24 protein-coding genes are annotated in these 24,748 nt (G+C 62.1%); 12 read left to right on the forward strand and 12 right to left on the reverse strand.

Annotated features, from left to right (window positions below; all coding sequences use genetic code 11):
* Nucleotides 1-6: 6 nt before the first annotated feature.
* On the reverse strand, nt 7-567 hold the full coding sequence (locus Q1K29_RS02780) for a TadE/TadG family type IV pilus assembly protein (RefSeq protein ID WP_300391346.1): 561 nt from the start codon (nt 565-567) through the stop codon (nt 7-9).
* Nucleotides 568-776: 209 nt separating this feature from the next.
* On the opposite strand from Q1K29_RS02780, the gene ispG reads away from it, so the two are divergent.
* Complete coding sequence (gene ispG / locus Q1K29_RS02785; protein WP_300391349.1) at nt 777-1,913, forward strand: flavodoxin-dependent (E)-4-hydroxy-3-methylbut-2-enyl-diphosphate synthase; 1,137 nt, start codon at nt 777-779, stop codon at nt 1,911-1,913.
* Nucleotides 1,914-1,920: 7 nt separating this feature from the next.
* Here the strand turns inward: ispG and Q1K29_RS02790 are convergent, their stop codons facing one another.
* Nucleotides 1,921-3,111, reverse strand: a complete 1,191-nt coding sequence (locus Q1K29_RS02790; protein ID WP_300391352.1) for an acyltransferase family protein — start codon at nt 3,109-3,111, stop codon at nt 1,921-1,923.
* A gap of 180 nt (nt 3,112-3,291) precedes the next feature.
* Here Q1K29_RS02790 and Q1K29_RS02795 point away from each other — a divergent pair, with 180 nt between their 5' ends.
* The 6 genes from Q1K29_RS02795 (at nt 3,292) to Q1K29_RS02820 (ending at nt 8,934) form a co-directional block, all read left to right on the forward strand.
* Nucleotides 3,292-4,134, forward strand: a complete 843-nt coding sequence (locus Q1K29_RS02795; protein WP_300391355.1) for a LytTR family DNA-binding domain-containing protein — start codon at nt 3,292-3,294, stop codon at nt 4,132-4,134.
* 106 nt (nt 4,135-4,240) lie between these two features.
* Nucleotides 4,241-5,557 (forward strand): alpha/beta hydrolase, encoded by a 1,317-nt coding sequence (locus Q1K29_RS02800; protein ID WP_300391357.1) that lies wholly within the window; start codon nt 4,241-4,243, stop codon nt 5,555-5,557.
* Nucleotides 5,558-5,574: 17 nt separating this feature from the next.
* Entirely contained in the window at nt 5,575-6,024 is a 450-nt protein-coding gene (locus Q1K29_RS02805; RefSeq protein WP_300391359.1) for an MAPEG family protein, read from the forward strand.
* 72 nt (nt 6,025-6,096) lie between these two features.
* On the forward strand, nt 6,097-7,173 hold the full coding sequence (prfA, locus tag Q1K29_RS02810; protein WP_300391361.1) for a peptide chain release factor 1: 1,077 nt from the start codon (nt 6,097-6,099) through the stop codon (nt 7,171-7,173).
* Complete coding sequence (gene prmC / locus Q1K29_RS02815) at nt 7,166-8,020, forward strand: peptide chain release factor N(5)-glutamine methyltransferase (protein WP_300391363.1); 855 nt, start codon at nt 7,166-7,168, stop codon at nt 8,018-8,020. Before prfA ends, prmC begins: the two co-directional genes overlap by 8 nt.
* Before the next feature lie 185 nt (nt 8,021-8,205).
* On the forward strand, nt 8,206-8,934 hold the full coding sequence (locus Q1K29_RS02820; protein ID WP_300391365.1) for a DUF4167 domain-containing protein: 729 nt from the start codon (nt 8,206-8,208) through the stop codon (nt 8,932-8,934).
* Nucleotides 8,935-8,959: 25 nt separating this feature from the next.
* Here Q1K29_RS02820 and Q1K29_RS02825 read toward each other — a convergent pair whose 3' ends face one another.
* From Q1K29_RS02825 to Q1K29_RS02835, 3 genes are all read right to left on the reverse strand, one after another.
* Complete coding sequence (locus Q1K29_RS02825) at nt 8,960-10,741, reverse strand: EAL domain-containing protein (protein WP_300391367.1); 1,782 nt, start codon at nt 10,739-10,741, stop codon at nt 8,960-8,962.
* 107 nt (nt 10,742-10,848) lie between these two features.
* Entirely contained in the window at nt 10,849-11,874 is a 1,026-nt protein-coding gene (locus Q1K29_RS02830) for a ribonucleotide-diphosphate reductase subunit beta (RefSeq protein ID WP_300391369.1), read from the reverse strand.
* Between the two features lie 131 nt (nt 11,875-12,005).
* Nucleotides 12,006-13,019, reverse strand: a complete 1,014-nt coding sequence (locus tag Q1K29_RS02835) for a lipid A deacylase LpxR family protein (RefSeq protein ID WP_300391371.1) — start codon at nt 13,017-13,019, stop codon at nt 12,006-12,008.
* A 227-nt stretch (nt 13,020-13,246) separates the two neighbouring features.
* Between Q1K29_RS02835 and Q1K29_RS02840 the strand changes: the two genes are divergently transcribed.
* Nucleotides 13,247-14,434, forward strand: coding sequence for an acyltransferase family protein (locus Q1K29_RS02840; protein ID WP_300391373.1), 1,188 nt, complete (start codon nt 13,247-13,249; stop codon nt 14,432-14,434).
* Between the two features lie 7 nt (nt 14,435-14,441).
* Here the strand turns inward: Q1K29_RS02840 and Q1K29_RS02845 are convergent, their stop codons facing one another.
* Nucleotides 14,442-15,281 carry a lipid A-modifier LpxR family protein gene (locus Q1K29_RS02845; RefSeq protein WP_300391375.1) on the reverse strand — a complete coding sequence of 280 codons (840 nt, stop codon included), beginning with the start codon at nt 15,279-15,281 and terminating at the stop codon, nt 14,442-14,444.
* 321 nt (nt 15,282-15,602) lie between these two features.
* Between Q1K29_RS02845 and Q1K29_RS02850 the strand changes: the two genes are divergently transcribed.
* Both Q1K29_RS02850 and Q1K29_RS02855 read left to right on the forward strand, forming a co-directional pair.
* Nucleotides 15,603-15,986 carry a hypothetical protein gene (locus Q1K29_RS02850; protein ID WP_300391378.1) on the forward strand — a complete coding sequence of 128 codons (384 nt, stop codon included), beginning with the start codon at nt 15,603-15,605 and terminating at the stop codon, nt 15,984-15,986.
* On the forward strand, nt 15,968-16,663 hold the full coding sequence (locus Q1K29_RS02855; RefSeq protein ID WP_300391380.1) for a YiiX/YebB-like N1pC/P60 family cysteine hydrolase: 696 nt from the start codon (nt 15,968-15,970) through the stop codon (nt 16,661-16,663). Before Q1K29_RS02850 ends, Q1K29_RS02855 begins: the two co-directional genes overlap by 19 nt.
* Before the next feature lie 18 nt (nt 16,664-16,681).
* Here Q1K29_RS02855 and Q1K29_RS02860 read toward each other — a convergent pair whose 3' ends face one another.
* The 6 genes from Q1K29_RS02860 to Q1K29_RS02885 all read right to left on the reverse strand — a co-directional run bounded on the left by Q1K29_RS02860 (nt 16,682) and on the right by Q1K29_RS02885 (nt 21,945).
* Nucleotides 16,682-18,073 (reverse strand): alginate export family protein, encoded by a 1,392-nt coding sequence (locus Q1K29_RS02860; RefSeq protein WP_300391382.1) that lies wholly within the window; start codon nt 18,071-18,073, stop codon nt 16,682-16,684.
* Between the two features lie 23 nt (nt 18,074-18,096).
* Nucleotides 18,097-18,492 (reverse strand): hypothetical protein, encoded by a 396-nt coding sequence (locus tag Q1K29_RS02865; protein WP_300391384.1) that lies wholly within the window; start codon nt 18,490-18,492, stop codon nt 18,097-18,099.
* Between the two features lie 71 nt (nt 18,493-18,563).
* Complete coding sequence (locus tag Q1K29_RS02870) at nt 18,564-18,896, reverse strand: metalloregulator ArsR/SmtB family transcription factor (protein WP_300391927.1); 333 nt, start codon at nt 18,894-18,896, stop codon at nt 18,564-18,566.
* 169 nt (nt 18,897-19,065) lie between these two features.
* Nucleotides 19,066-20,553, reverse strand: coding sequence for a hypothetical protein (locus Q1K29_RS02875; RefSeq protein ID WP_300391386.1), 1,488 nt, complete (start codon nt 20,551-20,553; stop codon nt 19,066-19,068).
* 160 nt (nt 20,554-20,713) lie between these two features.
* Complete coding sequence (locus tag Q1K29_RS02880; RefSeq protein WP_300391388.1) at nt 20,714-21,775, reverse strand: AI-2E family transporter; 1,062 nt, start codon at nt 21,773-21,775, stop codon at nt 20,714-20,716.
* Nucleotides 21,772-21,945, reverse strand: a complete 174-nt coding sequence (locus Q1K29_RS02885) for a DUF1328 domain-containing protein (protein ID WP_300391390.1) — start codon at nt 21,943-21,945, stop codon at nt 21,772-21,774. The genes Q1K29_RS02880 and Q1K29_RS02885 overlap by 4 nt, the downstream gene beginning before the upstream one ends.
* Nucleotides 21,946-22,095: 150 nt before the next feature.
* On the opposite strand from Q1K29_RS02885, the gene Q1K29_RS02890 reads away from it, so the two are divergent.
* Together Q1K29_RS02890 and Q1K29_RS02895 are read left to right on the forward strand one after the other, a co-directional pair.
* Nucleotides 22,096-22,401, forward strand: a complete 306-nt coding sequence (locus Q1K29_RS02890; RefSeq protein ID WP_300391392.1) for a hypothetical protein — start codon at nt 22,096-22,098, stop codon at nt 22,399-22,401.
* A 71-nt stretch (nt 22,402-22,472) separates the two neighbouring features.
* Complete coding sequence (locus Q1K29_RS02895; protein ID WP_300391393.1) at nt 22,473-24,608, forward strand: TonB-dependent receptor; 2,136 nt, start codon at nt 22,473-22,475, stop codon at nt 24,606-24,608.
* The last annotated feature ends 140 nt before the right edge of the window (nt 24,609-24,748 follow it).

Raw genomic sequence — 24,748 nt, forward strand, 5'->3', positions numbered from 1 at the left:
TTGACCTCAGAACGGCTCGTTGCGGAAGACAACGGTCGCCTGCAGGAGGTGGCGGTTGTCACTCATATTGGCGAGCGGGGCGCTCATGATCGGTGTAATCAGGTCCCACTCATAGAAGGCGCGCACCACAACGATGTCATCGCGCCCGCCCGGATCGAACTCGAAGCCGGTCGTATCGAGGTTGCCATCGGCATCGAGCGGCATCGGGTCGGTGGCCGTGCCGAAATCGTCGAAGGATTTCACATCCAGCTGGATCTTCCCCTTGCACTCGAACATGTCGAAGATGCGCGAGCAGACAATGTCCTCAAAGGCATCGCGGTCGAAGTCCTCACCGCTCTGCAGCTCGCCGGTCCGGATACCGCGGGCAGCCTCGTTGAGGCCGTTTTCCAGCACTGCAGACATGATGAACAGGACACAGATTTCGAGCAGGCCGAAAATCAGGAAGAAGAACGGTATGGCGATCATGGCGAACTCGACAGCCGCAACGCCGCGCTTGTCCGCGGCCCATTCGCGGAACCTCTTCGTCCAGATCGGCGCAGACACGCCGGGAATGATCAAACGGTCCATAATATCCTTCGCGCTTCATCCATGGCGCGCCCCATCGAGCATCAGCGTTAACAGGACACAGTTGAGGGCCCGTTCAGCCGGTCTGTGAAATTTCATGGATTTCAGGGGTAAAGCGCAGTCTGCGGCCATTCGCTTGCGGTCGTGGCCTTTACCTCGCCATCTTCTCACACCATTTTCGCGGACGTAGAGGCATCGAAGAGGATTGCCCGATGAGCCACAATCCCATCAGGCCATGGCGTTCCATCGACCGGCGGCCGTCCCGCAAGATCCGCGTCGGCTCCGTCGAGGTGGGCGGGGATGCCCCGATCGCCGTGCAGACGATGACAAACACGCCGACCGAGGACGCCGCCGCGACGATCGCGCAGATCGAGCGCGCCGCCGAGGCGGGCGCCGACATTGTGCGTGTCTCCTGTCCGACGGAAGACTCAACCGCTGCCATGCCGGCGATCTGCAAGGCGTCGCCTGTGCCGATCGTGGCCGACATCCATTTCCATTACAAACGTGGCATCGAGGCGGCAGACGCTGGCGCCGCCTGCCTGCGGATCAATCCGGGCAATATCGGCAGCCATGACCGGGTGAAGGAAGTGGTCAACGCCGCGCGCGCCAATGGCTGCTCCATCCGGATCGGCGTGAATGGCGGTTCGCTTGAGCGCCACCTGCTGGAAAAATATGGCGAGCCCTGCCCGGATGCGATGGTCGAAAGCGCGCTCAACCATGCACGTATCCTCGATGATCTCGGCTTTCACGAGTACAAGATTTCGGTGAAGGCCTCCGACATGTTCCTCACGGTGGCGGCCTATCAGCAGCTCGCAGAAGCCACCGACGCGCCGCTGCATCTCGGCATTACAGAGGCCGGCGGCCTGCGCACCGGCACGGTGAAATCCTCCATCGGCATGGGCAACCTCCTCTGGATGGGGATCGGCGACACAATCCGCGTCTCGCTCTCTGCCGATCCGGTGGAGGAGGTGAAGGTCGGTTTTGACATGCTGAAGTCGCTCGGCCTCAGAACGCGCGGCGTGAACATCATCGCCTGCCCGTCTTGCGCGCGTCAGGGCTTCGACGTCATCAAGACGGTCGAGACGCTCGAAGACCGACTTGCGCACATCTCCGAACCGATCTCGCTGTCGATCATCGGCTGTGTGGTCAACGGCCCCGGCGAGGCGGCAATGACCGATCTCGGCTTTACCGGCGGCGGCAAGGAAAGCGGCAAGATGTATGTCTCCGGCCGCCCGGATCACAATGTCTCCAACGCCGACATGGTCGAGCACATCGTCGAGCTGGTCGAGGAAAAGGCCGAACGTATGAAAGCCCAGCGCGAGGCGGACGAGACCGTCGCGGCGGAGTAGTCAGCGCTTATTCGGCCGCCATCCGGACGTGCCGCGGTGCGTCCTTCGGCTTCAGTCCGAACCATGGCCTCAGCCGTCCCACACGCCGGATGACCAGTTCGTGCAGCAGCGCGCAGCCGCCAATGGTGGCGATGACGAGCAGGATGAATTCGGTCCCGGCCTGGAGCCCCTGCCGTGTCAGCCAGAAGCCGGCCATGACGATCAGGGTCTGGTGCAGGATGTACCAGGGGAAGACGGCGCCGGTCATATAGGTCAGCGCCCGGCTCGGCCGGTTGAGATAGCGCTGGGCGAGCGCCAGAAGCGACAGGATGGCGAGCCAGGCATAAAAGAGGCGCGCCATGCGGGCTGGCCAGACCAGCCATTGCATATCGGGGTCGGCCTGAAGCGTTTCCCAGCCTGCCCACAGCACCGAAAGGCCGGTCGCAAAGACGACGGCCAGCAGGATGGCCGGAAGCGCCGCGCGGCGCACGGCCGACCAGAAGGCGGCATCCTTCGCCAGCAGGAAACCAATCATCAGGATGGTGAGACTATGGGCATGGTTGGCCCAGTCCCAGACAAGATTGTGGTTTGTCTCGAAATACGGATCGAGCGTGAGGCGATAGAGCATGTGCGGCAGGGCCGGCAGCACGATAACCATCACCACGCCTGTCTTTCCGGCGAAAAGGCGCTTCGTGATCGCCGCCCCGCGGCCTTCCATGAAGCGGATCAGCGGCCCGGCGACCGGTGCCAGAAGCAGCGAATAGACGAGCAGGTAGACGATGTACCAGAGATGGTTCCATGTCGGCGTGATGATCGAGAAGTCGGATGCCGGATTAAGATATTGCGGATAGAAGGCCCAGAAGCTGCCCTCGAACTCACCGCTTTCGACCAGCTGCAGCCAGCTCTGTGGGGCAACGATCAGCACCATGCCGGCAAGGATCGGCAGGCCCATGCGGACGGCCCGGTCCTTCGCCAGCCCGGCAGCGCCCAGCTTCCCGAACAGGAAACGCAGCGCCACGCCGGAAATGAAGAAGAGCAGCGACAGCCGCCAGGGGTTGAGCAGCAGCATCAGGGGCTCTGCGCCCTCGCCTGCATGCACGCTTTTCACGTGCCACTCCCACGGCACGTAGAACATGCCGATATGGTAGAAAATGAGCAGCAGGAAGGCGATGATCCGCAACCAGTCGAGATCGTAGCGCCGGGTATTGATGTCCGTCATGGGTCGTCTCCGATAGGGTGAGCCGACCATGCCGGGAGCGGGGCGATCCATCAGCTGCAATGACGCGAAGAGAGGCTGCGGGGGATGAATGGCCGGACGCCGGGACGAGTGGCGGCAAGCCGGGACGAGCGGCGCGCAAAGCCCTTCGCCTCCTGCCCGGCTTGTGGCAATCAGGCTTCCATGAGCGAGCGCCAGCACCATCCCGAGATCGAAGCTGACAAACGTGCCGACCGGCGGACCTGGATCTATTTCGCCGGCTTCCTGTTTGCGTCCTTCCTCGTCCTGTCGATGTCGGACCAGCACGATATGCGAAGGGCCGGCGCCGACCATCCGGAGATGGCGTGGCTGTCGCAGGCCACCTCGCACCTCGTCATCCTGGCGATGACGCCCTTCATCACCTTCATGCTGAGCCGCTTTCCGCTGTCTGACTGGCGCCGCTCCCTGCCCGTGCATGCGGGCGCAGTCGTGGTCTTCTCTCTCGTCCATATCCTGGCGATGGTCGCGCTGCGAAAAGCGCTGAGCCCGGTCTTCATTGGCGTGCCCTATGAGTTCGGCCTCGCGGATCCCTCCACCTGGCTCTACGAGTTTCGCAAGGACGTGCTGAGCTATGCCCTGATCACCGCCATCTTTGCCATGAACCGGCTTGCCGAGCAGCGTGGACTGGAAGCGAAAGCCGCGCAGAAGGAAGCCAGCGAACGCCATCGCCTGACGCTGAAATCAGGCGGGCGGACCTATTTTGTCGATGCCAGTGAGATCGTCTGGGTCCGCGCAGCATCGAACTATGTCGAGGTTGTCACGCCGGGCCGCACCTATCTCGCCCGCGCCACGCTGACCGAGCTGGAAAAGCTGCTCGAGACGGCCGGCGGGCATCATGTCCGTGTGCACCGCTCGCATCTCGTCAATCTCGACAGGGTCACGGAAATCCGCCCGACCGGCGAAGGCGATGTCACGCTGACGCTGGAAACAGGCGACGACGTGCCGGGCTCGCGGCGCTATCGCGAGCGCTATGCCGGCGCTGCCTGAGCTGTCACTGTCCGAACACAGCTCGCCGGCCAAGCGCACACATTGACGTGATTTGAATTCCGGCTGCCCAGCAGGCCTGCTAAGGCTCTCGCCGGGAGGAAAAGGCATGCGGATATTTCTGGGCGTCCTTGGCTGGACGGGACGACTGATCGTTATCGTCATCCTGCTCGCCGCCATGGCGAACTGCACCCGGCTGGGGCTCAATTATGCGAGCCTGGATACCGAGGACAAACCCGGCGCCTGGCCGCCCATCGCCGAAACGCCCGATAGCTTCCTCGCCGAGCGCGAAATGTGGAAGCAAAGACTGGAAGACCACGTCTTCGGGCCTTTCCCTGAAGGCGTGGATGCCCATCTCGTCAGCCACACCGTGATCGACGAGGCCTACTGGAACGGCAAGGGCACGCTGGAGGAGTATGTCATCGAGATCCGTGGCAGTGGCGAGACGCGCAAGTTCACGCTCGGCATTGCCTGGCCAAAGGCAAAGCAGCCTGTGCCGGTGATCATCAGTCAGTCCTTCTGCGGCAACCAGACCGCCTTTGCCTATCCGGCCATGTCTCCGCCCATCGACCAGGATGTGAGCGATTTTTGCGGCGGGGGCGAAGAGGGGGTCATGTCGCGAGCCGTGAAGCTGATTTTCGGCCGCTACATTTCCAGCCCGCCCATGGGGCAGGTGCTGGACCGCGGCTATGCCTATGCGAGTTTCTACACCTCGGAACTCATCCCGGATTCGCGCAAACCGGCGCGCGCGCTGATGCCGGACTATCCACACGGCGAACGCGGCCAGGTCAGTGGCGCTGTCGCCGGCTGGGCGGCAGGCTTTTCGGCAGCGATCGACATTCTCGAGGCCGACCCCCGCACCGACGCACAGCGCACCGCCATCATCGGTCACTCGCGCTCGGGCAAGTCCGCGCTTGTCGCCGGCACCTATGACCGGCGCATCGACGCCATTATCGCGCATCAGGCCGGCACGGGCGGGACGGCGCTCAGCCGCGAGAAACCGGGCGAGACGGTCGAGGACATGCTGAAGACCTATCCTCACTGGTTTGCCCCCGCCTATCAGCAGTTCGACGCGGACGGCGCCTTCACAACGCCGGTGGACATGCATGCTCTCATTGCGCTCAACGCCCCGACACCGCTGCTGATCGGCAATGGGCGGCGGGATGTCTGGTCCGACCCGAACGGGTCATGGCGCGCCACGCTGGAGGCTGCCCCCATTTACAGGGCAGCCGGGACGAGCGGGCTGGAGCAGGATGGCATGCGAGACGCCAATCTCGAGGCCGATCTCGTCTTCTGGATGCGTCCGGGTGGCCATTCCATCACGGCGCAGGACTGGAATGCCTGGCTCGACTGGCTCGACAATGTGATGCCTCCGGGAAAGCAGGTGCCAGCACAGCCAAATACGGCTAGCATGGCGCCGAACTAGCTGGGAGGCGCTAATCGATGCCGTTTCAATCTGAAGACCTGTACCCCGTTCTGGCGCTCATTGTCTGGACGCTGATCATGTGGATCTGGATGTATGCCACGCGCATCCCGGCCATGCAGAAGGCTGGGGTTAATCCCGATGATGCGCGCCATCCGGGCGCTGACTACAGCGCCAGCTTCCCGGCCAGCACGCGCTCTGCCGCCGACAATTACAATCACCTGCACGAGCAGCCGACCCTCTTCTACGCGCTGGTCTTCTTTGCTGCGCTGACAGGCGGTGGCGACAACATCTTCATGTATCTCGCCTGGGCCTATGTAATCGCCCGGATCATCCACTCGCTGGTGCAGGTCCTGTCACCCAAGGTAACCCAGCGTTTCTTCGTCTTCGCAGTCGGCTCGCTCATCCTGATGATCATGGCTGTAAAGGAAGTCGTCCGCATCCTGACACTGCCTGGGATTGCCGGCTGACGCTGGCGCCTCAGGCAGGCACCGCAAGAGCCCGCTTCCCCCGCTGGGCGTTTCGTTTTAGACGCTGGGACCATGGCCACTATTCCCGTTTCCCGCCTTGAACAGGTCATCGACCGGTTCGACCAGGTCGAAGCCCGCATGGGCGCGACGACTGACAGCGACGAGATCGTGCAGCTCTCGCGTGAGCATGCCGAGCTGAAGCCTGTCGCCGACAAGGCCAAGGAGCTGATCGACCTGAAGGCACAGCTCAAAGACGCCGAGACCATGATGAACGGCGCCGACAAGGACATGGCCGAGCTCGCGACCGAGGAATATTACGAGATCAAGGAGCAGCTCCCAGCGCTGGAGAAGGAAGTCCAGCTGCTGCTCATCCCGAAGGATATCGACGACAAGGCGAGCGTCGTGCTGGAAGTGCGCGCCGGGACCGGCGGCGACGAGGCAGCCCTGTTCGCTGGCGACCTCTTCCGCATGTACACCCGCTACGCCCAGCTGGAAGGCTGGAAAGTCGATGCCGTCTCCATGTCCGAAGGCGATGCCGGGGGCTACAAGGAGATCATCGCCAGTATCGAGGGCGACGGCGTCTTCGGGAAAATGAAGTGGGAAAGCGGCGTTCACCGCGTTCAGCGCGTGCCGGAAACCGAAAGCGGGGGACGCATCCATACCTCTGCCGCGACCGTTGCCGTTCTGCCTGCGCCTGAAAACATCGAGATCGACGTTCGCCAGGAAGATATCCGTATCGACACGATGCGCTCCTCCGGGGCTGGCGGCCAGCACGTCAACACGACCGACTCCGCCGTCCGCATCACACACCTGCCAACCGGCATCGTGACGACGAGTTCGGAAAAGTCCCAGCATGTGAACCGCGAGCGTGCTATGGAACAGCTCAAGATCCGCCTCTATGAGCGCGAGCGCGAGGAGAAGGATTCCGCGCGCGCCGAGGCCCGCAAGGACCAGATCGGCTCCGGCGACCGCTCGCAGAAGGTGCGGACCTACAATTATCCGGAAAACCGGGTGAGTGACCATCGCATCAACCTGACGCTCCACTCGCTCGACAAGATCATCACCGGCGACAAGCTGGACGACGTGATTTCGGCGCTCATTGCCGAGGACCAGGCCCGCAAGCTGGCGGCCATGGACGAAGATGCATGAGACGAAGACCTTCAAGGCCCAGCTCGCCGTCGCCTCGGCACGGCTGAAAAGTGCGGGCTTTCACAAGCCGGGCCGCGAGGCGCGCCTGTTGATGCAGCATGCCTGCGGAATGAGCGCCGCCGACCTGATCCGCGAAGAACTTTCCGAAATGGGCGATGACGCCCGCGAGGCCTTTTTCGACCTGGTCGAACGCCGGACCGCTGGCGAGCCTTTCGAATACCTCACCGGGCTGGCGAGCTTTTATGGCTTCGATCTGCAGTGCAGCCGCGACACGCTGATTCCACGCGCTGACAGCGAGGTTGTTGTCGACGAGGCGCTGGCCCGCCTGCCGCTGGGCCGCGACGCCCGCGTCGCCGACCTTGGCACCGGAACAGGCTGCCTGCTCATTGCCCTCCTGAAAAACCAGCCAGGCCTTGAAGGTATTGGCATCGAGCGCTCAGCGGGCGCGGCCTATGTCGCGCGTCACAACCTCAAGCAGCATGATCTCGACCGGCGCGCCCGCATAAAGACGGGCAGCTGGGACGACTGGACCGGATGGGGCGATGTCGACCTCATCATTTCCAATCCCCCCTATATCCGCCATGAGGTCATCAACAGTCTGGAAGCGAGCGTCCGTGCGTTCGAACCTCACACGGCCCTTGATGGCGGCGATGACGGGCTGGACGCCTACCGCACCATCATTTCGCGCGCGAGCCGGGACATGACCCCCGGCGCCTGGCTGGTGCTCGAGATCGGTTTCGACCAGCGCGAATCTGTGTCCCACCTCTTGCAGGAGGCCGGCTTCAGCGCCATTTCCTGTGGACAGGACACCGGTCTGAGAGACCGTGTCCTCTCTGCGAAGCGTTGAAAGCGCAGCAGGGGGCTTGGCGAAGCCGCAAATGCACGCTACAGCAGAGTTCGGGCAGAGGGCTCCCTTCAAGAAGACTGGACGCCCCCCCGGGAGCAAGCGAAACATCACTGAGTATTTTCCCGACCGGGATGTGGCGCGAATGGTCTGAGATTACGGACAGAACGGGATCAGGAATTTAGCGTATGCAACGCAAGCGCGGACGTGGACGCCGTTCAGGTGGAAACAACAATAATCCGAACCGGCACTATGAGAGCACGGGCCCGGACGTAAAAATCCGTGGTTCGGCGCAGCAGATCCTCGACAAGTATCAGCAATATGCGCGCGATGCCCTGACCGCCGGCGACCGTGTGAAAGCTGAAGCCCACTTCCAGCACGCAGAGCACTATGCGCGCATCGTGGCGAGCTTCCAGAAGGACAAGCCGCGCAACAAGTCCGACGACAATAACAATTCTGACGATGACGAGGATGACAACAATTCCTCCGATGCGCGGTCTGACGACAACAACAACAATAACAACCAGTCGAAGAACGATCAGAACCAGTCGAACGACAAGTCTGATGGCAAGTCCGACGGCAATGACGGCAAGAAGCCCAAGGGCCGTGGCCGCAAGCCGAAAGAGGACAAGGACGCCAACAAGGACGATCCCATGCGCGTCATCGGCAGCGATGATGACAGCAAGGGTGGCGACGACAGGTCGGACAGCCAGGCGTCAGGCGATGATGATGCCCCCGCGAAGCCGCGCCGCCGCACCTATCGCAAGAAGGCTGAAGCCGGTGGCGAGAATGAAGGTGTCATGTCCACCCTCGCGCGCGGGCGCAGCGATGATGCGAATGGTGGAAACACGTCGGAGACATCCGGTGAGGACGACGACAGCCGTCGCACCAGCCAGACCGAAACCGCCGCCGAATAGGCCGCCACCCTCTACGAGGTCTTCATCAGGCACATGCGGCCTGTGTCGCTGCGAGCGGTCGGCTTTGGTAGAATGCCGCATCCGGCCGGGCCAGATGGAAACCCTGGACGAGATCGCAGCCAGCAGCACGCAACAGGTCCAGCGTCGCGGCATCCTCGACCCCCTCGGCAGCCGTCTGAAGGCCCAGCCTGTCTGCCATCAGGATGGTCGATTCCACGATATCGCGTGAGCGCGCATCATCTGTCATGCGGCGCACGAAAGTATGGTCGATCTTGAGCTTGCTGAATGCGTATCTGTGCAGCACGGCGAGCGAGGAAAATCCTGTCCCGAAGTCGTCGAGCGCAATGGTGAGGCCTTCTGCGGCCAGCATCCGCAGGGTCGAGTCGGCATACTTCTCCTCAGCAATCATCGCCGTTTCGGTGACCTCGACCTCAAATTGTGAGGGGTCCATCCCGAAACGCTCTATTGCGGCCAGGAGCCGTCCCGGAAATTTCGGGTTCTGAAGCTGCCGTGCCGACACATTGAACGCCATGGCGAGCGCCGGGTCATGCTTGCGCGCAGCATGGCACGCCTTGGCGAAGACAAGCCAGAAGAGGTCGTCGATCAGCCCTTCGCGTTCCGCCATCGGAATAAAGTTGTCCGGCCGTCCCAGCGGTGCTGGCGCATCGGGCCAGCGGGCAAGAACCTCATGATTGACCAGCTGACCGGACCCAAGATCGAAAACCGGCTGGAAGAAGGGCACGAGCTGACGTGTCCGTATGGCATTGGTCAGGTCACTCAAATGCGTACGGGCCGAGCGGGAATCGCCGTCAGCGTCCTGACTGAACACGCGAATCCCACCGCCCCCGCGCTTTGCCCGCAGCATCGCCATGTCGGCCGCCTGCAGCAGTTCGCTTGGTGTCGCCCCATGCGCGGGGCTGTGCGCGATGCCGAGCGATGCCCCGATTCGCAACTCTGTCCGGGCAAACCGGAAAGGCGCGGTGATCAGTTCGTGCGCAGCGCGGGCCAGCTTGGCCGCACCATCCGGCCCAGAACGTCCGTGAATGGCCATTGCGAACTCGTCTCCGCCAAACCGGGCGCAGATTGCCGGACCACAGACGCTCTGGATCCGCTCTGCGACAGTCTTGAGGGCATAGTCACCCGCCATGTGGCCGTAGACGTCATTGACGGTCTTGAAGCCGTCCAGGTCTATGAAGATCAGGCTGAACGGTTCGCCCGCCGTGACCCACGTGCTGATCTGCGCGACAAAGGGCGCGCGGTTGAACAGGGCTGTCAGTGGGTCGTGATTGGACGCCTTGATAGCCTCCTCCTCGGCAGCCCGGCGCTCACCCACCTCCAGGCCGAGACGCTCATTGGCCGCCATGAGCAGGGTCTTGCTACTCTCGAGGTCTGAGAGAAGTGCACCCTGCGTATCGAGCAGGGCGGTCATGACAGCCTTGTTGTTGCTGACGCCCCGATAGCGGCCATCCTCGTCGGTCAGGATGAAACAGTCCTGAATCTCGTGCTGGCCGGAGGTGAGGCTGCGCCGGACGAAGGCATCAAAGTCTTCCGACTCCGACACGATGATCGGGCTGGAATTCATCAGCTGGCGCACGGGCCGGTTTTCGTAAAGCGCCCGGCCGAAACGCTGTGAAAGCTGGAGCAGGAAGTCGTTTCGCAGGATCAGACCGATCGGGCGCAACTCATCGTCAGCGACCACGATACATCGCAGTAATGGCATACTGCGAAACACGTCATCTGCATTCTTGCATGGCTCGTCGCTGCCGATAACTGGCGCGCGCTCGATTTCAATCGCCGCACAAAGCATGCTGCTCTCCCGCTCAACCCCTGTACGGAATTGAGCGGGAGAGCTGTTAAAATCAGATCAACAACGTGGCACGAATCGTAACAGCCACTACAGATTTCACAGAACTGTCACTCGGCGGCGACGTGGCGCTTGTGTTTGTCGAACATCGACCAGACACCGTCATCGCCATGCCAGTCACCCAGGGTGGCGCCCTTCGAATACTCGGTCGCGCGGGCTTCGAAGAAGTTGGCGTGCTCGACACCGTTGAGAATTTCGGTGAGCCACGGGATCGGGTGCTTCTCGACGCCATAGATCGGATCGAGCTTCAGCTGCCCCATGCGCCAGTCGGCGATGTAGCGGATATAGTTCTTGATATCGTCGGGCGTCATGCCCTGCACTTCGCCAGCCTCGAAGGCGAGTTCGATGAACTTGTCTTCCAGCTTGACGACCGTCTTGCAGCAATCGGCGATATTGTCCTTCACGTCCTTGGTCAGCGCGCCGGTTTCCTCGGCGAAGGTGTGGAACATCTTCATCATGCCTTCGCAGTGCAGCGACTCGTCGCGCACCGACCAGGACACGATCTGGCCCATACCCTTCATCTTGTTGAAGCGCGGGAAGTTCATCAGCATCGCGAAGGAGGCGAACAGCTGCAGGCCCTCGGTGAAACCGCCGAACACGGCCATGGAGGTCAGGATGTCCTTCTCGGTGTCGCAGCCGAACTGGCCGAGATAGTCATGCTTTGCGGCCATCTCCTCATATTCCATGAAGGCGCCGAACTCGCTGTCGGGCATGCCGATCGTTTCGAGCAGGAGGGCGTAGGCTGCAATGTGCACCGTCTCCATGTTGGAGAAGGAGGCCAGCATCATGCGCACTTCAACCGGTTTGAAGAGCGGCATGTAGTTTTCCATATAGTTGGCGCCGACCTCGACATCCGACTGGGTGAAGAAGCGGAAGATCTGCGTCAGCAGGTTACGCTCCTTGTCGGTGAGCTTGTTCGACCAGTCCTTGCAGTCCTCACCAAGCGGAACTTCTTCCGGCAGCCAGTGGACCTGCTGCTGGATTTTCCAGAAATCATAGGCCCACGGATAGCGGAAAGGCTTGTAGGCCTTGCTTGGCGTCAGGAGGCCGGGAGTCTTGATGAGTCCGTCTGCCATGGTCGGTACCCCTTCTTGGTCATCAGCACACCATATATGGTGCCAAAACATACCCTTTCACGCAAGATATATACTCATAGCGGTTAACAAATTCCACAGCGAAAGCCCGGCCTGTGGACAGATGTCACACCCTAATATGCCACGGAAACGGAAACGGCACCAAAGCGCTGAGGACCCGCCTGGCGCTGGAATTCCTCGGTCCTGTGCACATAGGTGAACGCCAGCTGGACGTTCTGGACATGAACGGCCACACCGGCCTGAAGATCACCGACCAGCTTGTTACGGTCAGCCACACGGGGGCTGTCCCGGAAGGCATTGCCATCGAGAAACATGTCGCGCAGCACGAATCGGCCATCGAGGCCGGCGAAGAGATAGGCGCCCAGTTCCTGTCCGGGCGAAAACGTCCCGGCCCCCGACAAAGCCGGACGAATCCTTGGCGGCCCGAAATCCGAGCCAAGGTCCCAGCCGATCCGTCCGACCAGCCCTGTGCCGGCATAGGTGCGCACATTGCCGAGCGCGCCGCCGCCATAAAAACCGAAATCCGTTTTAAGGCCGAGCGGCAGCTCCGGCCCGTCAAACAGCGCCATGCGCTGGGCGATGATCTCAATGCCCGGCTCATCCCGAAGCTGGTAGTCCCAGCCCTTGGGCTGCTCCTCGTCGATGAGGGCATGCCACTCATCCTGCACGAACTCGCCGAGGGCAGAGGGACCGACGACGCCGAGATTGACCTGCAGCACATCCTGAACGTGATCATCGGACGCCACCACTGTTCCCGAAAAGTACAGCCAGCCCGCATAGGGCCGGTCGTCGGGGTCGGGAATCTGTGTGGTGATGTCGGAAGGGGTGAAAATGGCATGCGAAAGCGCAAGGCCCTGTCGCAGGTCACGCCGGTCGAGATCGAGAATGGGAAGGCGGTCGGCCGCCCAGTCGAGGACAGGAAAGACCTTATTGGCGGGTGAGACGCGCTCGATGCGGATGCCATTGGTATAATTGCGGTCGGTCCCGCCGAACAGATCGTTCTCGGAGGTCAGCGACCAGACGCCACGATTATTGTCTGGCTCCGCAGCCGTTTCCTGGGCGTGGCCTGCCTGTCCCAGCAAAAAGGCAAGCACACTAAACCCCGCGGAACGCAGAAAGCCTCGCATCAGTCTCCTCCGAAACAGGTTGCCCATGTGGGTGGGTGGAACGGATCTCGCATGTTGCCCGCGATAACCCAATCGCTGCCGGGCGTCTTCTGAATATGCAGACAGGTGCCGCCCGCAGCAGCCCGGTGCGTGCCAGCACGCCAGCAGGCCCCGACGGGTGCACAGGAATGAAACAGGGGGGATTCATATTGAGGCGCGAGACCGGAACGTCAAAACAGCCTGGGCGCATGCATCATCTCGACGCCTTGCGGGCGCTGCTGCTCCTGCAGGTCGTGCCCTATCATGCGGCCATTCTCTACAGCACGCAGCCTGAATGGTTTGTGAAGTCCGACGACACAAGCCTGCTGATGACGTGGATATCGGGAAGCCTCGGGATCTTTTCGATGACGGGCTTCTTCATGATTTCGGGCTGGCTGACAGTCCGCTACTTAAAGACCAGGCCGGTAGACCAGTGGATGCGGATCCGTCTGGAGCGTCTGGGCATCCCCCTCGTAACCTGCATGCTTCTGCTGAGCCCGCTCGCCATTCTTGCCGGAAACATCGCTGCAAATGAGAGAGGCGGCGCGGTCCCCGGAGAGACCTTTGGGGGCAGCTATCTGTCGGACCTTATGGTCGCCAATGACCGGTGGCTCGGCCACCTCTGGTTCCTGCCCACGCTGCTGGCTTTCAGCGCCGTTATCTGGCTCGCCTGCAAGCGCGGCTGGTACGCGCCCATCCTGAAACGCCTGGGGTCTGGCCTGAACGTTATCCCCAACGACTTTCTCTGCTGGCTTGTGGTCATTGCCTTCTTCGCCGTTTGGCGGACAGGCTTTCAGACAGCCGAATTCATTGCTCGCGAAAACTGGGGGTACCAGCCGTCTCTTCTCGGCATTCTCGACATCAAACGGCTGGCCGTCCATTTCCCTGCCATCATCTTTGGCCTGGTGATCGGATATAATGACCAGTTGCGCCGGCGGCTCGTGCGCGCCACACCGCTCCGCACCATGCTGGTTCTGTTCTTCATGGCCGCGTTCATCGGACTGTCAGGCGCTGAAACCTTCTCACTGAAGGTGTTCCAGACGGTCATCCAGAATGGTCTCGGCATCGCCATCTGCATGGTCCTGATCGGAGGACTGGAAAACGTCTTCTCCCGCCCGCAGGGCTGGGTGAGCTTTATCTCCCGTCACTCCTATTCAGTTTACCTGTTCCACTTTGCGCCTGTCGTGCTGCTGGGCGTCGCCATGCGCCACATACAGCTTCCGCCGCTGGTAGAGTTCGTGACCGTCGTGACACTGACCCTGACAATCGCCTTCTCGCTGGCGGTCCTCGTCTCCAGAAGCCGAATCCTGAGTTTCCTGTTCAATGGTGTGCCACCGGGGGAATACCGCCGCACAAGCCGGCAGATGTTCCGCACATCAGACCCTTACAAAAGCTGAGAAGGGTCTATTTGCGCAGGGTGAAGCTGACCCCGGCGAAGTCCTCGGTCTCTTCCTGGCCGCGCATGCCGCGCTCATTATAGGAGACTTCGCGGCGGATATAGCTGAGCGACACCTGCCCGCCGCCCTGGGTAAAGGAGACACCCGCTTGCATATCGCCCACGGTAACCTGGTCGCGAAGCGCCATCTTGCTGGTGAAGTTTCGTTCGCCATAAGGCTCGTAGACCAGCGCTTCGCCATCGGCGCCAGCGAAGAGATACCAGCTCTTGGCGTCGACAGCCTCGCCGCGCTGGTCAAAATTCTGACCGATACGAACTTCACCGCCGACCCGGCGGGTCTCGAAGCGGCCATCCTGACGCAAGCTGAAGCGCGGAACCACACCGACATCGAAGCCAAGCCCTGTCTGCGCATTGGCCGCTGACAGCGACAAGGATGCGTCGAATTCCTTCACCGGGCGTGATGGCGTGATCAGATTGGCGGACTTGCGCGCGCCTTCGAAATCCACCACCGCTCTCGCATTCGACATGCGCACCGCGCTGAAACCGTCCCCGAAATTCAGGTCGGCATTAAGACCGCCCTTGTCCAAGACCGGGGTGATCGAGATTGATGGCGCGGACTGGGTTTGCGACCGGGTCAGCGAAAAGCTCGCATCAGATTGCAGAAGCGGTCCATTATCAAGCTGCGCCAGTGTTGCCTCGGGCAAGCGAGCTTCCGGGTTCGGACTGTCGCCAGATACCGTCTGACGAGGCGTTTCGTAACGCTGGACAGGCGCAGAGACATAGCCTTGAGGGCCAGCCTGGCAGCCCTGGCAAGCAATTACGGCAAGAGTCGATACGCTCAGGATCATTCCGTTCTCGACGCCTTTCCTCAACCAAGTCCCCAGAAAAAAACCTCACCGGGAGAGTCTCGGCATTGCCTTAACGTAACATGAAGCTCAGTCGCCCGGGAGTCCCTTTAGGGAAATTCATGTTTAACTCGCATAGGTGTAATGTTTGTATCGAAACCTTGTTCCAGCGCCTGTTGCAATTACAGCGCCAGACTGAAGGGCCGTTCCGCTACCCGGTTAATACGGCATAGATTTTTTCTATCCGGCCGCCCATCCCCGACATTGCCGCCTCGCCTGAGGAGGGATAATCAGGATGCTCATATCACGTCAGAGGGGACGAAAATGAGATTTTCCATGTTGCTGACCGGGCTGGCTGGGGCCGGTCTTTTCCTGGCGGCTTGCGCCAGCACCGAGCCGGAACGGCTGGAAGACATCGAGACGCGCGCCATGGCCGCCTGCCCGGCCGCGGTCGAACGCTCCCACGATGCGGGGGACTATTCCTATGACCTCGCGACCTGCGAATGCATTGCCGGGCGAATCACCACCCCGCTCTGGTCCGACGAGGATTCCGCCTATTCCGGCGACCCGATGCCGATCAGGGATGCCAAGGCAATCGCACGCGCCATCCGGCAGGGCGCAACGCTGAAGGACGGGCTGGAAGCGGCGAAGTCCGAGATCTCGGTCCCGTCGGCCAACTCGGTCAATACGTGCTTCTCAAAATACTGACTGGCGCGGCGTTTTCTGTCGCCATCACAGCAGGAAGCGCCGAAGCGCGGCCGGACATGGCGCGGGCCGCAGACATGGCGGACAGTCTCTGCGCTGTCCTCCAGCCGGGTGACCTCGTCTTCAAGGGCGCGCGCACGTCGATCTGGACGGAAATTGCGGCGGGATGGTCGGATCAGGCCGACCGGCGATGGGGCCATGTCGGGCTGGTCTCGGGGCTCCGAAAACGTTCCGGTGACAGTCCGGTTTCAGACCGGAAATCTGGCGGGTGCACCGCCGAGATCGTTCACGCCGATACCGGCACGGGAAATCCGGCCGCCGACGCCGGACCAGGGGAGGAAATCGGCGAGGTCCGCGCGGTCGGGCTCGTGGAGTTTCTCGGCGATGTGGATCATGCCGGGATTTTCCGCCTGACGCTGTCCCCCGATCAGCGCGCCCGCATGATCGCCTGGGCGGGACAGGCCGCAGACCGTCATACCCCGTTCGACCGGGGCTATAATCTTGCGAGCCAGAACAATCTCTACTGCACCGAACTCATCTGGCGCGCGATGTCAGCCGGCCTCGGGCGAGACGCCATCCCGGAGAAGAGCACGCGGCTGGGGCGCACCTATGTCGCGCTCTCGGACCTCTCCCTCCACCCGCTGGCGCAAGAGGTGATGGATGTGGATTTGGGGGAGTGACGCAAGGCTCGCCAAGGGTCAAAAAGTCACCGTCAGCTGTCCGTAACCGAACAGCGTCCTGTCGCCTTCCGGCCCACCCGGGACATTTCGGGCGAACTCACCATAGAAGAGGGCCGAGGCACCGAGCTCCAGACGCAGGCTGTCCGGGACGAGCCAGTAGCGCAGGCGGCTGTCAATCGTATGGCCAATAAAATCGCCGGACCGGCCTGACGGGTCGCGCAGGCCGGCAGTGATCCAACTATCTGTATCAGAGGCCAGGAACGCGGCGTGGTAGTAAAGCCGCGCGTCCCAACGGTGCCCCGGCTTGACCTCTACCCGGAAGCCGGGCGCCTTGAGATTGGCGGGTGTCAGCGGCCCGTGAATTGATGTGTTGTTCAGGTCGGAACGGCGCGAACCAAAGAGCCGCTCATGCTGATCGAAGGCAAGGTCCGTCGGTTCCTCGTCCCCGCTGGCATAATAGTATTCGAAGGCAAAGCGTGGTTGCCACGGCGCCCTCCAAGTATAGCCGAGCGCGGCAAACAGCATTTCGGCATCAACCTTGAGACTTTGCGTATCGGCAGGATTGCTGGTCGCGTATCGCGTGCCTCGTCTGACAGCTGCTTCAAGATCGACATCCCATTGCCCGGGTGTGGGTTTGCGGTAAAGCCGGGCTCCTGGAGCGATGTAGGAACGGTCAGCCGTCTGGACATCGGACATGTCTCGCTCTTCCAGCCCGTAGACGAACATCTCACCCCACAGGCCTGGCGCCGCGTCCGGCAGGATATCGGCGCGGCGATAGTGGACGCCCCAGATCCGCCTCCCCCACTGTTCCTCGTCTCCGGACAGCTCATTGTCGTCGAGGGCGGGCCGCGTGTTCGGGAAGCGCGCGGTTGGCGAGACATGAAAGAGGTGCAATTCGTCACCGCGCGGGTGGCGTGAGACAAGGTGCACGCCTGTATAAGACTTGATGACATTGGCGAAGTCCGGGCGCTCGATCTGCCGCTTTGAGCCAATCGACACCGTCATTCGCCCCAGCTTCAGCTCCGTTTCAGAGGCGGTTCCGAGAAGCCCCGGCAGGCCGTCGGCGCGGACGTAAAGCTGGAGCATATCAAGCGGATTTGCGATGCTGGACGAAAGTGGTGTGCCGCTATCGGCGAGATAGGTGCGGCTGTCCTGAAGCTCGATACCGAAGAAAAGCGGGCCGGTGTCGGCCTCAGCGAGCAGAAGGGAGCGAAAGGCGAGCAGCTGGTCGGCCCCCTTGCGTCCGGCACGGAACTGACCCTCGAGGGATTCGTAGCGCATGCGGCTTTCGCCTTTCAGCACGAGCCAGTCCGGCGCATCCACTGCGGTTTCCAGACGGAAGGCGTCCTCGGCTGCTGCCGCGCCCGAGAGCGCTGCTCCCAGCGCGAGCGCCAGTATCGGTCGAAGCATAGCGGTTCCCGTCAGGCTTGGGGTCAGGCTGGCGTGAATTCGAGTGTCCCGCTGGCACCTGCAGGCAGGGTGGTGCGACAGATGCCGTCCGCAAAAGTACCGAAGGGGCAGGCCATGCCTTCCTCCTCCAGGGTAAGCGTCAGCGGCGCGTCCTCAGCAGAATAGGTGCAGCTTGCAGAGACAAGACTGCGTAGGGCAATGACATCATGGGACTCGCCTCCGCGCCCGTTGATGTCCCGTGCCGCTTTGCGCCCGCGACTATTCGTGGCTGTGCAGTCAACACTCCAGCTGCCGGAACCGACAGCCTGCAGCACGAGGTCACCGCTGGGTGTGCCCGGCGCCACTGCGCTGCCCGGTGTCGTGCATGCGGCACCAATCAGACCCGCTGCGGCAAGAACCATTGTGAGACTGAGTTTCATCGCTTCCTCCCTTTGACAATTGGAGGATAGCGTCAGACGAATTATATTTCAATATTCGATCGACTATTGATTTAACAAGTGACCTTCCGGAGCTCCGCCAATGGCGCGCACACTTCCGGGTGCCCGTGGCAACAGGTTTCCACCAGAGACATCAGCAGGCCGTTCACTGCGTCAATCTCGGCGCGGTAGATCATGTGGCGTCCATCCCTGCGAACGCTGATCAGGCCGGATTGAACGAGTATTGTCAGATGCGAGGAGAGCTTGTTGGGCGCGACCTGAAGCTGGCGGGCAATGGCACCAGCCTGAAGGCCCTGCTCTCCGGCTTCCATCAGCGCGCGGAAGGTCAGCAGCCGCGTCTCCTGTGAGAGCGCGGAAAGCTTGTCCAGAGTAACGGATAGATCCACCAATTGTTGAAGTCCTCCTTGGCATCGTAAGACACTCTCAATTCGAACAGGTGTCAAACAAGGCGGCGATCAAACCAGCCATATCTCCTCTCTGGCGCGCATCTCCAATGCTAAAACGCCTGCGAGCCGTCGGACCCGCAGGCGCTTCCAGTGAAAGCGGTGTGCGGCCCTAGAAGGCCGAGTGGATGCCGACGAGGAGGACGTCGGTCTTGGCGTCCTTGTCGGACCAGGTGCTGCCATCCGGGAAATTGCCGCCGCTGACAAAGTTGAGCGGGGCAAAGCCGTCGGCACGGATGACCTCGCCGAAGAGGTTCACATTGTCGATCAGATACTTCGAATAGCCGAGCACGACCTGGTTCTGGCGTTCCCAGGGGGCACCGTCATCGCCTGCGCGGAACTTGCTGAACTCGAGCGAGACATAGGAGTCGCGCTTGCCTGAAAGCAGCGTGCCGCCGAGGCCATAGCGGCCACCCACTGTCCATGACCGGGTCTTCTGGGCTTCATAGACGCTGAGCGGGTTGGTCGGATCCGGCACCGCAGAGCCCGGCCAGACATCCGTCGTTTCCGCGAATTCTCCGAGCAGTTCGAGACCGGCAAGGTCGAGCCGGCCATAGGCCGCCCAGGCCGGATTGTTCTCATCGCATGGATTGAGATGGAAAACCGGATAGGACTGGCAGTATGGGCTGCCATGTTCATAGCTCGCGCCGAGCATCAGCTGATTTTCGCCGTCCATGTGGAACGTGTAGTTCGCATCGACCGCGAAATTGTTGAGGCGCGAGGGGACATCGGTGCCCTCGACCGGCGCATTGGCCGCGCGGAACTGTGCACCGCCCTGAATGGCCATGGCGCGGATCATCCAGTTCTCGTCGACATAGCCAAACTGCGCGCCATAGGCGAGGCCGGCAAAGGAGTGCCAGCTAGTCGAGTTGGTGAACGGACTGACCGTGTCATTGAGGCCGAACGGTGTATCGACCTTGCCGATGAGCGCGTAGAGCGGCGACTCATCAAGATTGCCGAGCATCACCCAGGCGCGCTGCATGACAAGCTGGTTGCGCTCAAGGTCGGCAATCGTGCCGGACCCGAAATTCTGCTGCGGATTGTAGAGGATCTCGGCATAGCCGCTCAGCCAGTCGGAGAAATTGGCCGTGAAGCCGAGCTGGGCCGAGTGGATCAGGGCTTCGGAGACCTCGTCGCCAATCTGGTTGGCCGAGGTCGGGTTGCGCATCAGATAGCCGAACTTGGAGGGCCGGTTGCTCTCCTGATAGTTCGCGATGGCGACGATGGAGCCGCTCACCGTCAGCGGCGTGGCCAGCCGGTCGTCGGCACGCGCCTCAAGCTGGATGATCGGCTTCTTGTTGACCTGTTCAGCCGCGTCCAGCACGTCGAACCCGTAGGCGGCATTGGTACTGACGAAGCCGGTCTGGCTAGCCAGCGTCTCAGTCGCCAGGTCCGGCCCCTCGCTTGCCGGGACGCGTTCAATGTCCCTGTCCTCGATCACATCTTCAAGACGGGCCATCAGGGCCGCGTTCTGCGCTTCGAGCTTCTCGATGCGCGACAGCAGCTCCTCATTGCTCGGCGCCTCTGCGCTGGCCTGCGGCATGGATGCGAGCATGGCAACGAGCGCGACGCCCGAGGCCAGCCGGTAGTTGATTGTCATTATTGTTCCCCTCAGTCTTCATGGTCTGCATTCATAGCGACCGAGGAGAGAGCTGAAGCCGCAGGGTTTCCAACAGGTTACCCCGCCGCCAAACGCGTAGCATTTGCCGCAGGTCACGTTGCGGCAGTGAGGCGCTGTCGCATGCCCGGCAGCGTGAGAACTAGTCGCCCGGCACGCCGACATCCTTGCCGAGCGTGCCCTGCACATAGAGCTTGGTCACGAAGACGGTGACCACGACCAGCATCGGCGTGGCGAGAAGCACGCCAAGTGGCCCGAGCAGCATGCCGAAGGCGAGAATGGCCACGAGCGTCAGGGCTGGCGGGATAGAGGCGGCCTTCTTCTGGATCATCGGATAGATGAGGTTCGCCTCAAGCTGCGAGATGCCGAGATAGGCCAGCGCGGTCCAGAGCGCGGTCATGGGCCCCACGGTGAAAGCCAGCAATATCCCCGGTATGGCCGAAACGAGCGGGCCGACTGTCGGCACGAACTGCGCAACGCCTGCAATGAGCGCCAGGCCGATAAAAGCCGGCACGCCGAGCAGCCAGAGCGCAAGGCCGATCAGCACGGCGATCACGATCATGTCGACCGTAATGCCGAGCAGCCATTTGCGCAGGGCAATCCCGGAAGCATCGAGCGCATCGCCGACCTTATCGTCCACGCCCTTGGGAAAGAGGGTGAGCACACCCTTGCAATAGGCGCTCGCCGAAGTAGTGATGAAGGCGGCTGCGAAGAGGACCAGGAGGGCTGTGGTGACGCCGGAGGCGAAGGGAAAGGCGAACCCGCCGGCCCCCGTAACCATCTCGCGAAACGACCCGCCCTTTGAATTGCCCGAGGTAAATCGCTCGATCTCGGTCACAAGCGCAGCGCCGAGTGGGTGGCCTTCCAGCGTATCCTTCGCCCGTGCCCAGGCGTCCGGCAGGCGGTCCATCACGCTCGAGAACGCAGACGCAAGCTGCGCCCCGAACAGGCCGATCGTTACTGCCAGGACAGCAAATATCGTGAATGCGCCCAGCGCGAGGGCGAGCCCTTTCGGCATTGTTACGGCCTTGCGTATCGCATCCGCAATGCCGTGAACCGCAATCGCCAGCAGCACTGCGGCGAATGCAAGCATCAGCGCATCGCGCACCGCCCAGAGGAAGAGCGCAAGCGCGACGACCAGCGCCGTCAGGAGCAGCCTCGCGGTAAATGAGGCGGAGGGCGGTGTTTGGCTAGCGCTGGTCAAGTGACTTTCTTGAAGACAGTCAGACCGAGAACAAGCAGCACGGCGAAGAGCACGAGCGCTGCGATGAACAGGAACATGGCGATATCGACGGCGGCACCGGCAATGCCTGTCAGGCCGAGGACCCCGGCAATCAGCGCGATGATGAGGAAGACGAAAGCAAGCTTGATCATGGGCAAGGTCCGTTGTGCTGAAGCTACGACAGGATAACCGGAGGCGTGGCGGATGGTTCCTCGATGCAGGAAAGATAGCCGGGCCGGATTGTGCGCCCGCAAGCATCTCGCCCCTTGCGCCTTTCCTCGCACTTGTTACCTAATAACGCTATGCGTGGGCTCTCCCCTTCCCTTTCGGTGAAGATCCTTTTCACCGCCCTGTTCCTCTGGGTTCAGGGGGCTGCGCTTTATGATGCCGCCGCCCATGGCGAACAGCCGCACGAACACTATGGCGTCTCGTGTGAGCTGTCGGTTGCGGTTACAGCCGAGGTCGCGCCGCTCCCCACCGCCCCGGTACTGCCCAAACCGCTGCGCGCGATTATTGTGGCCGAACAGCCGGCCATCGATTTCCGGCCCTGGTCGCATCCGCCCGGACGCGCACCGCCGCCGCGAAGTCCCCCTGCCCTTCATCAATAGAGACTGACCGCCGCCCGCGCCGCCTTCTGAGCGCTGGGCGTCATCCCTGTTGATCGAAGGATTTTCCTCCCATGTTTTGCAATTCGCTGCGCCGCACGCTTGCGGCAACCCTGATCGCGGGCGCGAGCCCGCTGGCCCTTGTCCATGCCCAGGAGGCCGATACCCCCGCCGAAGACGCACCCGAAAAACTCTCCACCGTCATCGTCACGGGCGTCGGCCCGAGCCGCGACACTGACGAGATGATCGGCAATGCCACAGCCGTCAGCCGCGAGGACATCGTCCAGACCCTGCAGGCCTCGCTCGGCAATACGCTGGACAACCAGCCGGGCGTCTCCACCACGCATTTCGGCCAGGCCGCGAGCCGTCCGGTCCTGCGCGGGCTTGGCGCCGAACGCGTGCTGGTGCTGACCAATGGCATCGGTGTGATCGATGCCTCCGCCGCCTCACCTGACCACCAGGTGGCCGGTGACGGCATCGATGCCGAGAAGATCGAAATCCTGCGCGGCCCGGCCGCGCTGGCCTATGGCGGGCAGGCGATTGGCGGGGTCGTCAATGTTATCGACGGCCTGATCGCCGAAAAGCTGCCTGAGCGGGCCATTTCCGGCGAAGCCTATGGTGCGGTGAACAGCGTCAATGATGGCGGCGACGAAGGCGCGGTGAAGACGAAATTCGCCGCCGGGCCTTTCGTTCTCAGCCTGTCAGCCTCAGGCCGCGACTTCGGCGACTATGACATTCCGGACTTCGCCGAGTCTTCGGCGCTGCGCGCGGCTGAGCACGCTGAAGGCGGCGAGGAAGAAGACGGCCATGCAGAGGCCCGCGATACGCTGGAAAACTCTTTCGTGGAAACCGGGTCGCTGGCCGCTGGCCTGTCCTGGGTCGGTGATGGCGCCTTTGCCGGCGTGGCCGTGCGCAGGCAGGAGTCGCAGTATGGCCTGCCGGGTCATGCCGGCCACCATGAAGAGGAAGACGGCGGTGAGGAAGCGGAAGCGCATGAGGAAGAGATGCCCTTCATCGACCTCGAACAGACCCGTATCGATCTACGCGCTGGCGCCGACCTCGACAGCGGTCCTTTCACCCGCATCGCGGGCAATGTCTCCATGGCCGATTATGAGCATGTCGAGTTCGAGGCGCCGGGGGAGCCGGGCACGCGCTATGAGAGCGATGGCACGGAAGGCCGCGTCGAAATCGGCACCGACTTTGCCGGCTTCGAGGGCGCGCTTGGTGTCCAGGCGCTCGACAAGACGCTGGACGCGTTCGGCGACGAGGCCTTCATCACGAAGACCGATACCCGGTCGACCGGCCTCTTCGCCTACCAGACAAGAGAATGGGACAATGGCTTCGGCATTGAGGGCGGGCTTCGCTACGACACGACCGAACTCGACAATGTGAATGCCGGGGCGAAGACGTTTGATCTGGTCTCCGGCTCGTTTGGCCTGCACCAGCACTGGGAGACGGGTTGGTTCCTTGGCGGTCAGGTGAGCTGGACCGAGCGCGCACCGAATGAGAGCGAACTCTTCGCCGATGGCGCTCACCTCGCCACCAGCCAGTATGAGGTCGGCAATACAGGCCTCGAAAAGGAACGTGGTCTCAACCTCGAAGGCACCCTCCGCTGGCGCGGAGATCGTAGGTTCGGCGTAGGCGCAAACATCTTCCGCACCGAATTTGACGGCTTTATCTATCTGACCCCCGGCACGACCACGATTGATGGCGTCGCCGTGGACGAAGTCGAGGAGCTGCCCGTCTACCTCTTCAGCCAGCAGGATGCGAGCTTCACCGGTGGCGAGATCTATGCCGACTATGAGCTTGATGACGGCCCGTTTGGCGCTGACTGGAGCGGCAAGGCAAGCGTCGACTATGTGTCGGCGGAGCTGGATGGCGGCGGCAATGTCCCGCTTATCCCGCCGCTAACACTCAACGCATCGCTCGATGGTGACTGGGGACTGGTCTCGGCCGGCGCCAGCGTCACCATGGCGGGCGACCAGGACGATCCGGGCGAGGGCGAACGGCCGACCGAGGGTTACACCACGCTCGACCTGCGCACCGCGCTCGACGTGTCGGAGTGGGGCATCGGCCAGCAGGGAACGGAGCTTTTCCTGGAAGCGCGCAATGTGACGGATGAAGAGGTGCGCTATGCGACCTCGGTTCTGAAGGACAGCGTGCCGGCGCCGGGGCGGAACATCCGCGGTGGCGTGAGGGTCGTCTTTTAGATCCATCGGCCCCTCCCCTCATGTTTTCAGAGGGGAGGGGATTTTTGCAACATTCCTGTTTTCTTTGGGGCCGCACCTTGCCGCGCAGGGTGCGCGCCCGTAGTGAGCGCCTTCTCCTGCGCGACAATGCGCGTACCGAA

It is taken from the genome of Henriciella sp. (genome assembly GCF_029937755.1).
GTDB lineage: Bacteria > Pseudomonadota > Alphaproteobacteria > Caulobacterales > Hyphomonadaceae > Henriciella.